At 38.2% G+C, this 13,418-nt stretch carries 14 protein-coding genes and 1 pseudogene; 6 read left to right on the top strand and 9 right to left on the bottom strand.

Features of this window, described 5'->3' with window-relative positions:
* The first annotated feature begins 96 nt into the window (after positions 1–96).
* The 5 genes from VIG73_RS13780 to VIG73_RS13760 all read left to right on the top strand — a co-directional run bounded on the left by VIG73_RS13780 (position 97) and on the right by VIG73_RS13760 (position 5,772).
* Entirely contained in the window at positions 97–1,266 is a 1,170-nt protein-coding gene (locus tag VIG73_RS13780; protein ID WP_331642994.1) for an IS256 family transposase, read from the top strand.
* Positions 1,267–1,778: 512 nt separating this feature from the next.
* On the top strand, positions 1,779–2,183 hold the full coding sequence (locus tag VIG73_RS13775; RefSeq protein ID WP_331642992.1) for a hypothetical protein: 405 nt from the start codon (positions 1,779–1,781) through the stop codon (positions 2,181–2,183).
* 165 nt (positions 2,184–2,348) lie between these two features.
* On the top strand, positions 2,349–3,833 hold the full coding sequence (gene zwf / locus VIG73_RS13770) for a glucose-6-phosphate dehydrogenase (protein ID WP_331642990.1): 1,485 nt from the start codon (positions 2,349–2,351) through the stop codon (positions 3,831–3,833).
* Between the two features lie 670 nt (positions 3,834–4,503).
* Positions 4,504–5,448: a cation diffusion facilitator family transporter gene (locus tag VIG73_RS13765; RefSeq protein WP_331642988.1), complete on the top strand. Its 945-nt coding sequence runs from the start codon at positions 4,504–4,506 to the stop codon at positions 5,446–5,448.
* Positions 5,449–5,466: 18 nt separating this feature from the next.
* Positions 5,467–5,772, top strand: coding sequence for a metalloregulator ArsR/SmtB family transcription factor (locus VIG73_RS13760; RefSeq protein WP_331642986.1), 306 nt, complete (start codon positions 5,467–5,469; stop codon positions 5,770–5,772).
* 657 nt (positions 5,773–6,429) lie between these two features.
* Here VIG73_RS13760 and gndA read toward each other — a convergent pair.
* Positions 6,430–7,842, bottom strand: coding sequence for an NADP-dependent phosphogluconate dehydrogenase (gene gndA / locus VIG73_RS13755; protein ID WP_331642984.1), 1,413 nt, complete (start codon positions 7,840–7,842; stop codon positions 6,430–6,432).
* 221 nt (positions 7,843–8,063) lie between these two features.
* On the opposite strand from gndA, the gene VIG73_RS13750 reads away from it, so the two are divergent.
* Positions 8,064–8,504, top strand: a complete 441-nt coding sequence (locus VIG73_RS13750; RefSeq protein WP_331642982.1) for a universal stress protein — start codon at positions 8,064–8,066, stop codon at positions 8,502–8,504.
* A 122-nt stretch (positions 8,505–8,626) separates the two neighbouring features.
* On the opposite strand, the gene VIG73_RS13745 is transcribed toward VIG73_RS13750, so the two are convergent.
* The 8 genes and pseudogenes from VIG73_RS13745 to VIG73_RS13710 all read right to left on the bottom strand — a co-directional run.
* On the bottom strand, positions 8,627–9,688 hold the full coding sequence (locus VIG73_RS13745; RefSeq protein WP_331642980.1) for a TraB/GumN family protein: 1,062 nt from the start codon (positions 9,686–9,688) through the stop codon (positions 8,627–8,629).
* Between the two features lie 48 nt (positions 9,689–9,736).
* Positions 9,737–9,877 carry a hypothetical protein gene (locus VIG73_RS13740; protein ID WP_170226737.1) on the bottom strand — a complete coding sequence of 47 codons (141 nt, stop codon included), beginning with the start codon at positions 9,875–9,877 and terminating at the stop codon, positions 9,737–9,739.
* Between the two features lie 104 nt (positions 9,878–9,981).
* Entirely contained in the window at positions 9,982–10,587 is a 606-nt protein-coding gene (locus VIG73_RS13735) for a DUF4352 domain-containing protein (RefSeq protein ID WP_331642974.1), read from the bottom strand.
* A gap of 28 nt (positions 10,588–10,615) precedes the next feature.
* Positions 10,616–11,215, bottom strand: coding sequence for a DUF4352 domain-containing protein (locus tag VIG73_RS13730; protein ID WP_331642972.1), 600 nt, complete (start codon positions 11,213–11,215; stop codon positions 10,616–10,618).
* 41 nt (positions 11,216–11,256) lie between these two features.
* Positions 11,257–11,622, bottom strand: a complete 366-nt coding sequence (locus VIG73_RS13725) for a hypothetical protein (RefSeq protein ID WP_331642970.1) — start codon at positions 11,620–11,622, stop codon at positions 11,257–11,259.
* A 172-nt stretch (positions 11,623–11,794) separates the two neighbouring features.
* Positions 11,795–12,436 carry a DUF4352 domain-containing protein gene (locus VIG73_RS13720; protein WP_331642968.1) on the bottom strand — a complete coding sequence of 214 codons (642 nt, stop codon included), beginning with the start codon at positions 12,434–12,436 and terminating at the stop codon, positions 11,795–11,797.
* A 41-nt stretch (positions 12,437–12,477) separates the two neighbouring features.
* Positions 12,478–13,110 carry a DUF4352 domain-containing protein gene (locus VIG73_RS13715; protein ID WP_331642966.1) on the bottom strand — a complete coding sequence of 211 codons (633 nt, stop codon included), beginning with the start codon at positions 13,108–13,110 and terminating at the stop codon, positions 12,478–12,480.
* Positions 13,111–13,152: 42 nt separating this feature from the next.
* A pseudogene (locus VIG73_RS13710) lies at positions 13,153–13,418 on the bottom strand (hypothetical protein); the annotation flags it as partial.

The raw sequence follows: 13,418 nt of genomic DNA, 5'->3' as shown, positions 1-13,418 counted from the left end.
CGATTAAGTCTATATAATTGTGTAAAAAGAGAATGAGCCATCACAATTCCTGGAACAATGTTTATAACCCAAAAAACATTCAAGGAGGAATTTATGATGACTCAAATTAATTTTACACTAGACTTCGAAAAAATAAAAGGCCAAGTGGTTGAATCCAGTTTAAATGAGGTGATTAAATCTGCGATTGTCCTTATTTTGAACGAATACATGGAAAAAGAACGCGATGATTATATGAATAATCAACGCTATGATCGAACTAAAAACAGGCACGACTATAGGAATGGGTACTATGAAAGAGAACTCATCCTTAATATAGGAACAATAAATTTAAAGGTCCCACGAACGCGAAGTGGTGAGTTTTCCACAGAGATATTTGAAAAATATCAACGTTGTGATCAAGCGTTATTACTCTCTATGACTGAAATGGTGATAAACGGGGTTTCAACACGTAAAGTAACGAATATCGTTAAACAGCTTTGTGGTAAAAGTGTTTCAAAATCGTTTGTTTCCAATTTAACTAAGAAACTCGACCCTATCGTCAATGAGTGGGCGAATCGACCTTTAAACACCACTAACTACCGCTATCTCTTTTTAGATGCCATGTATATTAAAGTTCGAGAATACGATAAAGTTGTTTCTAAGGCAGTTTATATTGCGCTGGGTGTTAATGACGAAGGAAAACGTGAAATTATCGGTTTGAAAATCTCCCAAGCTGAGTCAAAGAAAAATTGGAGTGATTTCTTCGATTACTTAATATCTCGCGGGTTAAAGTCACCTCGCATAGTTATTTCCGATGCTCATCAAGGGCTTAGAGCTGCCATTGAAGAAAAATTTGTCGGCTCCACCTGGCAGCGATGTACAGTTCACTTCATTAAAAACATCATAGATGCGATGCCTAAGAAAGACTCAGAAGACGCGCGTAATCTGGCTAAAAGTATTTTTAGATCCCCAAATAGTAAAATAGCCAGGGAACTAAAAGAAGAGTTCATCAAGACATACGAAGACAACGGTAAATATCAAAAGGCTATTGAAAGACTAGATGATGGATTTGAAGATGCGATTCAATTTTTCGCTGAGCCAGAGAACGCACATAAACACATTAAGACCACAAATGTCCTAGAAAGAATAAATTCAGAGGTTAGAAGACGAGAAAGAGTCATACGAATCTTTCCAAATCAACAATCGGCGTTTCGATTAATAGGTTCTGTTTTAATGGATTACGAAGAAACACTAGATCAAGGAATAAGAAAATACATCCATTTTTAATTTAAAATCCACTATTAAGGCTGTCTATCACGCCACCATTGACATCGTTTATTGTCCGCGTTATTGAACGACTCACAGGTTCGGGAAAAATAATGCCTATTAGGCTCACCTGTTTTTTATTGTAACACGGACAAATCGAATCTAAGCATTCGCTGGTGGGGCCCCGACCCCTTCCATCGAATGCCAAGATTCGAACACGACATCAATGGCAAGCAGCAAAGCTGTGGCTGATTGAAACTCACAATAAAAATAGTGGTTAAAACATTGTCTGGGAAAAATCGAATTTACACATAAATATGGACTTGACTGGCACCGCTCGATTTTGCATGGGCACCGCTCGATTTTGCATGGGCACCGCTCGATTTTGCATGGGCACCGCTCGATTTTGCATGGGCACCGCTCGATTTCTGCCCTCTGAAATCGGGCAGAAATCGAGCTGATATGAATATCGTTGCCAGTCATGTTTTCAATGTGGTACGATTAACAAGAATTATGTCTAAAGGGGTGAGGGGATGGCGCCTTATGTGTTTATGCTGGCTGCTGTAGTTAACGTTGTTCCGATCGTGTTTTTGTTTAAGGTTTTAATCGGTCGTTTAAAGGAAGATACGAGTCTTAGAAATTCTATTATGACTAAATTTTTTATTGGTGTAGCAACGATTGAAGTGATTCCAATTCTCCTTATTGTGTATGGTATGATGGATCAGGAGAAATATCCAATGTCAGAAACGGTCATCCCAGGAGCAGTTGTTCTACTGATGATGGGACTTGCAGGTATTGCCATTTTATTGCAGCGACGTATTGATGTGCCAGCGGAAGCAAAAGAGACAGTAAACACGTTTACTTTTGTCGCTCTTGCATTGGCGATGTCGATTCCTATTATATCGATTGTTGGGCTGTTGACTCACCTGCAGCAATAATGTTAAATGAGGCTCAAAAAAATATGCCGAGAGCCATCTGACTATTATTATTTTTTTAATAGGGTAAAATATACTTGTTAATAATCAATTATCAATGCATTCCCGTTTATTTTCCTTTAAAATAAAGGGGATGTTTTTATTACATATTTTATGAGAGGGTTTAAAATGACTAAACAACAAGAACCAAAAGCAATTATCGTCATTTTCGGTGCTACCGGGGATCTTGCCATGCGCAAGCTATATCCATCTATTTTCAATCTGTTTCGCAGTGGACAGATTGATAAGAATGTGGCTGTTATTGGTGCGGCGCGAAAACCGTGGGATCATACGGAATTCCGTCAGCATGTCCATGAATCAATTTCCGGAAAATTAGAAACAAACGATGATCCGGAATCGTTTTTATCACGTTTTTACTATCAGCAAGTTGATGTGACTGATGAAACATCATATAAACATCTACATAATCTCGTGAATGATTTAGAGGAAAAGTATGATACAGATGGCAATCGAATGTTTTATCTAGCAATGGCTCCAGAATTTTTCGGAATGATTGCACAGCGTATTGATAGATTCGGGTTAAAAAATAGTGATGGTTGGACACGCCTCGTTATTGAAAAGCCATTCGGACATGATTTGCCTTCAGCGCAAAAATTAAATAATGAAGTGCGCGAGGCATTCAACGAAGATCAGATTTACCGAATTGACCATTATCTTGGAAAAGAAATGGTGCAAAATATCGAAGTGATTCGTTTTGCTAATGGGATTTTCGGGCATCTGTGGAACAACCAATTCATATCAAACATTCAAATCACATCAAGTGAATCCCTTGGGGTTGAGGAAAGATTCCATTTCTATAATCAATCGGGTGCAGCGCGTGATATGGTACAAAACCATATGTTACAAATGCTTGCTCTGCTTGCGATGGAACCCCCTATTACATTAGATACGGATGAAGTACGTTCAGAAAAAATTAAGGTTTTCCGCGCGATGCGACGGATTAAGCCGGAAAAAGTGGATGAATATTTTGTCCGTGGGCAATATGACCGTGGTGAAATTAATGGTAAGCCGGTCGCCAGCTATCAAGAAGAGCATGAAGATTTGAAAGGGTCGAATACGGAGACATTTGTGGCTGGTAAAGTTTATATCGATAACTATCGTTGGGCTGGGGTACCTTTTTATATTCGTACAGGGAAACGCATGGCTGAAAAGGCGGCGAAAATCGTTGTCGAATTTAAAAATATGCCGATGAATTTATATTATGATGAAAAGGACAAGCAGCAGCCGAATTTGCTCGTTATTAATGTCCAACCTGAAGAAGGTGTGACACTTCACTTAAACGCGAAAAGCAATAAGCCAGGAACACAAGCGGAGCCAATTAAATTATCTTATGTCTACAATCATAAAAGTGGTATGCGCTCTCCAGAAGCATATGAAAAACTACTATTAGACTGTATGCTTGGCGATGCGACAAACTTTACCCACTGGGATGAAGTTGCTCTATCATGGGCGTTTATCGATTCCGTCATTGAAGGTTGGAAGTGGAAAAAGCCGAACTTCCCAAACTATCAAGCCGGATCGATGGGACCAGAAGCAGCACATGAGTTATTAGAAAAAGACGGTTTCCATTGGTGGCCGATTAAAGATATATAATCGTGACGTTACTGTTCAAAACCAAGGATAAGGTTCTGCCTTTTCCTTGGTTTTTTGTTTTTGGGTGTTGATGGAACGGAGTGTGCCCCTCTCCCCTTCTAAATCTTTAGTGAGAGTTACTGTAAAAAGATACGTTGGGCGTTTAATGTATAGTAATATCTCTCACGGATGTGAACATAGGTCGTATTGGATACTTCAGTGTGAGTTAATTTGTCTCACGATTGGCAGATTAGGCGCTTTTAGCAAGCGAGGCATGTAGTTTTTCTAGCGCACTCGGGAGCAAGTCACTTTACACCTAAAAAGCGATGTAACCCCTCTCATCGTACATAAGATTTAAGCGCATTTGACTTAGAATGTGATCTGATCTTTCTCATCATCGGATTCGGGGTTAGGTCCTTCCCCTTTAAAGGCGACCTGATCTGATATTCAAGATACGAGTTTAAGTCGCATTAGCTCTGCAATTGCAATGCGATGTAATCTTACTAACGTTCACGGGATTAGCTCGCATTAAGCGCAAAAGAATTTTTTTCACTCCTATTTCCCCTTCAAAATCAGCATAAAAATTAAATGTAAGTTAAATAATATAATGACTGATTGCTTGATTCAGTTTTTATTAGGATATATAATATGTGTATATGAACATATACTCATATATAAAGGGGTGTTATTAATGGGAGAACATCATGATCACGCACATACAAATAATAAAAAAGTATTGTTTATTTCCTTTTTAATTATTACGGCATATATGATTGTGGAAGCGGTTGGGGGTTTTTTAACGAATAGTTTGGCATTGTTATCAGATGCTGGGCATATGTTTTCCGATGCTATGTCGTTAGGGATTGCTTTACTGGCCTTTGTCATTGGAGAAAAAGCAGCGAGCAAAAGTAAAACATTCGGACATAAGCGTTTTGAAATATTAGCAGCCACTCTAAACGGTGTAACGTTAATCGTTATTTCGCTCATAATTTTTTATGAAGCGATTAAAAGATTTTCAAATCCACCTGCTGTTGCGACAACAGGTATGCTTATTGTGAGTACCATTGGCCTAGTTGTTAATATTGTCGTAGCGATTATTATGTTTAAAAGGGCAGATACTGAAGGTAACTTGAACATGCGTGGTGCATTTTTGCATGTTATTAGCGATATGCTCGGTTCTATTGGTGCTATTGCTGCAGCTCTTCTAATCATCTTTTTTGATTGGGGTTGGGCTGACCCATTAGCAAGTGTCATTGTAGCGGCTCTTGTTTTACGGAGTGGTTTTTTCGTAACGAAGGAATCTCTTCATATTTTAATGGAAGGGGCGCCTAAACATATAAAGCTCGACCATGTTGTGGAAGCGATGATGGATATTCCTGGAGTAAAAGGTGTCCATGATGTTCATATTTGGACAATCACAAGTGGTTTACATGCTTTATCTGCACACGTTGTCGTTGATGGATCGAAAACAATTCGTGAAACAGAATCATTGGTGCATGACATTGAACATAAGCTGTCAGAGTTGGATATTCAGCATACAACCTTGCAAATTGAATCCGAAGATCATCTTCATGACCAGTCTATTTTGTGTACAATCCAAGTAGAAAATACACTTGGTCACCACCATCATCATTAAGGAAGAGGAGTAAAATAAATGGAACATCAAAAATTTCATGATTTGGACGATGAAACAATTGAAGCTGTCACCCAAACATTTAAAGCGTTAAGTGATACAACGCGGGTGCGGATTTTAAATTTGATCTGTCAACGTGAATATTCAGTGAATGAAATTGCGGAAACATTAGGACTTGGCCAATCGACTATCTCTCACCAATTGCGATATTTGAAAAATTTACGACTTGTTAAAGCGCGACGCGAAGGGACAATGATGTATTATTCGATCGATGATTATCATGTAATTAATGTTTTACATCAGGTGATTGAACACGTACAACATTGAGGTGGTTAAAAATGTTTATGTCATGCGATTGGGTAAATTGAAGCTTTAATGTGGTGTCTCACGGATGGATTCGCAAGCGAGAGGCTGCATTGAGACTTCAATGCGGTGTCTCAGCAGGAAATTATCACGCGAGAGGCTGTGTTGGCGCTTCAATGCGGTATCTCGTTATGATTTTCAACCGCGAGAGGATGCATTGAGACTGCAATGCGGTGTCTCGTTATGATTTTCAACCGCGAGAGGCTGTGTTGAGGCTTCAATGCGGTGTCTCAGCATGAATTTCGCACGCGAGAGGCTGTATTGAGGCTTCAATGCGGTGCCTCGTTATTATTTTCAACCGCGAGAGGCTGTGTTGAAGCTTCAATGCGGTGTCTCGTCATGATTTTCAACCGCGAGAGGCTGTATTGAAGCTTCAATGCGGTGTCTCAGATGAATCCTCGCAAGCGAGAGGCTGTATTGAAGCTTCAATGCGTTGCCTCAGCATGAAATTCGCAAGCGAGAGGCTGTGTTGAGGCTTCAATGCGGTGTCTCAGCATGATATTCGCAAGCGAGAGGCTGTATTGAAGCTTCAATGCGGTGTCTATAAGATATAAGACAAAAATAAAAGGGGGCTTCTAACAAGCCCCCTTACCTATCGCCCTTTTTTAACGGCGACTAACGTTATTTACTTAACCACTCTGTATGGAAGTGACCTTCTTTGTCGACGCGTTCGTATGTGTGTGCACCGAAGTAATCACGCTGTGCTTGCAGAAGATTAGCTGGCAAGCGTTCTGCGCGATAGCTGTCATAATAAGAGAGTGCTGCTGAAAATCCTGGAACTGGAATACCATTTTGAACAGCGACGCTAATGACTTTGCGAAGCGATGTTTGATATTTTTCAACAATCTCTTTGAAATACTCATCTAAGAGTAAGTTCGCTAAGTCTGGATTACGATCGTATGCCTCTTTTATTTTTTGTAAAAATGCGGCGCGGATGATACAGCCACCACGGAAAATCATCGCGATATTGCCGTACTGAAGATCCCAATCATAAGCTTCCGAAGCAGCACGCATTTGTGCGAAACCTTGAGCATATGAACAGATTTTACTCATGTATAATGCTTCACGAACAGCTTCTACAAATTCAGCACGATCTCCTTCATATGGCGTGACTTCTGGTCCGGATAAAATCTTGCTTGCATAGACACGCTCGTCTTTCATCGCAGAAATGAAACGTGCAAAGACAGACTCGGTAATGATCGGTAATGGAATGCCGAGGTCTAGTGCACTTTTACTCGTCCATTTTCCTGTTCCTTTTTGTCCGGCTTTATCTAAGATGACATCGATTAATGGTTTACCTGTTTCTTCATCGACTTTTGTAAAAATATCTGCTGTGATTTCAATTAAATAACTGTCGAGCTCACCTTTATTCCATTCACTGAAAACCTCATGAAGCTCTTGTGCATCCATGCCTAGCACGTGTTTCATAAGAAAATAGGCTTCGGAAATGAGCTGCATATCGCCATATTCGATTCCGTTATGAACTGTTTTTACGTAATGACCAGCACCATCAGGGCCGATGTATGTCGTACAAGATTCACCGTCCACTTTCGCAGCGATTGCTTCTAAAATCGGTTTCACTAAGGCGTGAGCTTCTTTTTGGCCACCTGGCATAAGTGATGGGCCATAAAGCGCGCCCTCTTCCCCACCGGAAACTCCTGTCCCGATAAAATGAATGCCTAATTCACTTAATTTTTTGTTGCGGCGTTGTGTATCTTCAAAATTCGCATTTCCCCCATCGATTAAAATATCACCTTTTTCTAGATGTGGGAGAAGTTGCTCAATCATCGCGTCTGTTGGACCACCCGCTTTAACCATTAACATAATTTTGCGTGGTTTTTCCAGCGAATCAATAAACTCTTTAATTGAATATGTCGCAACGACTTGTTTATCCGCTGCTTCTGCCATCATCTGATCTGTTTTTTCTCTGGAGCGATTGTAGACGGACACGGAAAATCCTTTTGACTCCATATTAAGCGCCAAGTTTTTTCCCATTACTGCTAGTCCAATCACACCAATTTGTTGTTTTGCCATTAGATTGTCGTCCTTTCCTTATGTATAATGATGATTCATCATGTTATAACGATTGTGTGAAAATCATTTGTCTTGGTCATTATATCAAGAAAACAGCCCGATAGGAAATATCGACTATACGCACTGAAAGTTATATTTTTTATGATTTCTTCAGCATTTTTTTGTATAGCTTGGTACAATAGAGATAAGTAGAGTTCGTAAAAAATAAAGGGGGAATAAACATGACTAAACAATGTGGACCACAAGCAATGATCGTACCTTATGATGGTTCCGACCATTCAAATGATGCATTAAAATTTGCTATTCAAATAGCGGAAAAAATGGAATTTAAAATTGTATTGGTTAATGTTCAACCAAATATTCAAACCGCTAATGTGCAACGCTTTTTCAGTAAGGAAGAAGTGGAAAATTATTCAAAAGAAATGGGCGTTGAGGTTTTAGCAAAAACGGATACGATGACCGAAAAAACACTCGCTCCTGTTGAAAAAGTCATTCGAATTGGTAGTGCACAAACAGAAATATGTGAGCTTGCCAAAGAGCTAGACGCATATTGTATTATTATGGGATCCCGTGGGCGCAGTCCTTTAAAAGGTGCTGTCCTTGGAAGTGTTAGTTATGGTGTCCTGCACAACGCTCCATGTCCGGTTACAATTGTGCCGTAGAGATGTTGATTGTAGTTACACGGAATGACCCAAATAATGAAAAAACGTCTACTATCCTTAAACGAACTTATTAGGAATGTAGACGTTCTTCATTATTAAGCCATAAATGATAAAGCACACTATTAATAAACCCTCTCAACCTCGTATCCCTTTTCCTCCAGCAATGAACGGATATGTGGTTCTTTAATGAGATGTAGTGTACCAACGATGACAAAGTATGTCTTGTCTGCGCCTTCTTCTAGGTAGCCGGCGATTTTTTCGGCCATGTTTTTGTTTCGGTCGTCATTTAGTGCCTTCATATATTCTTCGTACTCTTTATCTTGTTCGACATCGCTTGGGAACAGATAGTCCAACATAGCTTCTTCATCACCGTCTAAGTATAGTGAAAACATTTGTTGCATCACATTTTCAAATTCATTTACACTATCCAGTGTCTCTTCTAATTGACGTTCTTGGAATTCTGGTGACTGACCTGATAACACACCGTATTGTTCGCTCACTGATTCAAGTTCAAGAATTTCTTTCCCGTCTTCTTTCGCTCTTTCTAAAAAATACGGGTCAACACCTGAATCATAGCCTAATTCCATTGCAGCGAGTTGGTTAACCGTGGTTGTTAGTAACCATGGTTTAAAAAACTTTACAATATCGATTGGCAAACCTTGTTTGTCAAATGTTTCTTCTAATTTTTTATATAAATCTTTGGAAATATGGTCCTCAATTGTTGTCCCATCAATATAGACGCCGTGAATTAATGTTGATCCGATACTGGAAAAGAGATCGACCTCTGTTATATCAACTTCTGGCACAACAACATCAGCACTTTCATATGCGTCTTCAATCGCATCATTTAACGGATAAAAATCTTCAACACCTAGATGAATCGTTCCTTGTAAATAAACCGTTGTATCACCATTTTGAACACGCCATAAAAAGCCACCTTTACCACTATCAATTTTTCCGTCGCCTTTTTTCTTGGTGTCCTTAGACTTTGATGCTGAAGCAGCTTGATTTTCTTCTTCATCTTTCCCCTTTTTTTCCTGTTCTTTATTATCTTTCTTTCCTTCTACTTCTGTCTTATTATCTTGAGCATTAGCATTGTCTTTCGTTTCCGGTACATCTAACTGACAAGCGACTAAGCCCATCGACATGACAAGAATTAAAAATATACGCCAAATCTGTTTCACCATGTCAAACCCCCTTCTTTAATCATATTTATTGATAAAGCAGATGCGTCATTCAGCCACTTGAAAAATAATTTCTACGCGACGGTTTTGTGCGCGGCCATCGTCATCCTCGTTGGATGCTATCGGTTTCGTTTTCCCAAATCCTTTGACTGTTAATGTGAGATGATCGATATCACCGAATTTCTTCAAGTATGATTGGACTGACTTTGTAATTTTAAATTATAATCAGCTTTATGAAGTAATCAAAAAAATTATTCTTTTATGATTCTCTAGTAATCTGATAAAATATCCGGCTATTTAGCATCTTCATCAGTGAAGAGAAAGCGTACTTCATTGGAGACAGATTCAAAAAATGTGCCAAATTGAAGGACGTATTCATCGCTGTTAGAGACATCAAATAATATTGCACCTGTCTGAGATTCATCAGGTTCTATTTCCCCAGGCCATTCCTCAGCTATACCATCCTTATAGAACCAAGATGTCCCTGATGAACCGGGTTCTGTTGCCAACATTGCATCTGCTAATGCATCCTCGGCATTAAGTGACTCATTTCCAATATTTTTAACTGTTAATTTCATTAATACAAATTTATCAGCCTGTGGATGTTCTTCTCCTATCTTATCCATGAACTCTACAGAATTCATTGTTATTTGATATGTTGCAAAGTTAGTATTCACTATCCCAGTATCCCCAATTTTTAAATCGAGTTGGTCTTCTCCCCATTCGCTATCTCCTGATTCATTGTCGTTAACCTCTTCGTTATCTTGCTCAGCATTTTGTTTGTTTCCTTCTGTTACCTCATCCCCTTTTGTAATATCATTAGTCTCTTCTTTATCACTACATGCGACTAAGCCGATTGCTAATAAAATGAACAATATTAATTGTAATAAACGTTTCATTATTTATCCCTCCTTCTGGCTATGAAACTTACTTATTTGGATTGGGCAGGTGAAACCAGGTTTCATTGTCTGACACCGGTTCATATGTTAGGGTGTAGTAATCAAAAACAGGATCCATAGTAATAAATACTAATTTACCTGTAATTTCCTCACTAGGGGCAAGTTCCTTATCAATGTCTGGGAAAAACAGATCATCGTAATCTGGCAAATCACCGCCACCACCATCACTGTGAGCAAAATATGCTAGAAATCTTTCATTAGGAACGAAAGACTCACCACTATTATTTTTATACGTTACATCTACCACTAAAAAGCTACTTTTTTCTGTTGGGCTTGTTAATAATTCTTCTAATGGCACTCCATCTACTTCTTTAGTAATCTCAAAACTATTGACCGTAACTTCATATTCTAAATCAAATTTATCATTCTTTATTACAGCTGTTTCTCCAATCTGATAAACCGGAATTTCCCCATCAGACTCTTCTTTATTGCTATCATTGTTTTCTTCTGTTGTATTTTCATTTTCTTTCTTATTGTCCGCAGTTGTATTTTTATCACCATCATTGCCTCCACAAGCGGTTAAAATTAATAGTAGTCCGGTTATTAAAATGATTAAGATCCGCTTCATTTGAAAACCTCCATTATTCATTAATGATTGTAATAAAATTATTACTTTGCTTCATCTGCTGGTATGGTCCAGATGACTTGGTTACTACCACCTGCTGCTACAGTTCCTGATAGCACTTTAAAGTAATATTTATGAGAATCATAAGCTTCAGTAATAAACTGACCAGTTAATTCTTCACCAGTTTTTATAGTTCCACTTAGCTCTTTAGCACTATCAAATGCTGGAGCAGCATCAGGAAATCCTGGCCCATCTAGGTCATCTGTAACCACTAAAGAAGTCATGATATCATCTACATCTAAGTCGTGATCACTTGTATTTTTAAGCTTTAAGTCAATTAAAATCAAATAATCAAATTGAGCTTCTTTCCCGTCTAATTCTTCTAATAATTCAGCGCTTTCCACAGTCATTTCATAGGTTCCAAGAGTTGTATCAAATTTTCCTGTATCTCCAAGAGTTAAATCTAGTTGGTCTTCTGTTGTGATTTCTGATGTGCTTTTACCTGAATCATCATCATTGTCTTTTGAGTCATCATCCTTGCATAATGTATGATAAAATCTCTAACGAATTGTTAAAAACAAGTTATTTAGCATCTTCATCAGTGAAGAGAAAGTGCACCTTATTTGAAACAGCATCTAGAAAGGTTCCAAATTGTAGAAAGTATTGGTCACTATTATAAATATCAAATAATATGTAGCCTGTTTGCGATTCATTTGTTCCCATTTCTCCTGGCCATTCTTCAGCTACACCTTCCACATAGAACCAAGACATTCCAGATGAACCCGGTTCATCCGCCAAGGTAACACTACCAAGTATATCTTCTGCTGTGTATGAATCTTCGCCGAGATTTTTTAGAGTTAATTCAATTAAAGCAAACTTATCACCTTGGGGATATTCTTCACCTAATTTTTCCGAAAATTCTACTGAGTTCACTGTCACCTCATATGATGTAAAATTATTATTTACTATCCCAGTATCGCCAATTCCTAAATCAAGCTGGTCTTCTCCCCATTCGCTATCTCCTGATTCATTGTCGTTAACATCTTCGTTATCTTGCTCAGCATTTTGTTTGTTTCCTTCTGTTACCTCATCCCCGTTTTCTTCTGTTGTATTTTCATTTTCTTTCTTATTGTCCGCAGTTTTATTTTTACCACCATCATTGCCTCCACAAGCGGTTACACTTAATAGTAGTCCGGTTATTAAAATGATTAAGATCCGCTTCATTTGAAAACCTCCATTATTCATTAATGATTGCAATAAAATTATTACTTCGCTTCATCTGCTGGTATGGTCCAGATGACTTGGTTACTACCACCCGCTGCTACGTTTCCAGGATCTTCTCTAAAATAATATTCATCTGCTTCATAAGCTTCTGTTATAAATTGACCAGAAATTTCTTCTCCAGGTTGGATTGTCCCCGTTAATACTTCTACACTATCAAAAGATGGAGAAGCATCGAAAAAAACAGATCCCTCAAGATTATCGGTAACTTCCAATGATGTCATGATATCATCTACATCTAAGTCGTGATCACTTGTATTTTTAAGCTTTAAGTCAATTAATATCAAATAATCAAATTGAGCTTCTTTCCCATCTAATTCTTCTAATAATTCAGCGCTTTCCACAGTCATTTCATAGGTTCCAAGAGTTGTATCAAACTTACCTGTATCCCCAAGTTTTAAATCTAATTGGTCTTCTGTTGTGATTTCTGACGAGCTTTTACCTGAATCGCCATCATTGTCTTTTGAGTCAGCATCTTCATTGTCTTTTCCATCATTATTTTCTTCATTTACTACATTGTTATCTGATTCCTTTGCTTCTTCACCGTTCTTAGTACTACAAGCAATCAAACTTATAGAAATTAGAATTACAAATATAAGTTGAACCATGCGTTTCATTTAAAAACCTCCATTATTTTTCAGAGATTGCCATATAAATTATTACTTTGCTTCCTCTGCTGGAATAGTCCAGATAACCTGATTACTTACACTGGTAGATACAAGTGCTGGATTTTCTCTAAAATAATACTCATCTGCTTCATAAATATCTGTTATAAATTGACCTATAATTTCCTCACCAGATTTAATTGTTCCAGTTAGTTCTTGAATACTTTCAAAAGCTCCAGCACTATCGGTATAGCCCGAACCTTCGAGATTATCTGTAATTTCAATAGAAGACATGATATCATCAGCTTTTAAATCCTGCT

The organism is Cerasibacillus sp., from assembly GCF_036516575.1.
Classification (GTDB): Bacteria; Bacillota; Bacilli; order Bacillales; family Amphibacillaceae; genus Cerasibacillus.
The sequence above is the reverse complement of the archived record's forward strand: the minus strand, read 5'-3'. Positions and strand labels throughout refer to the sequence as shown.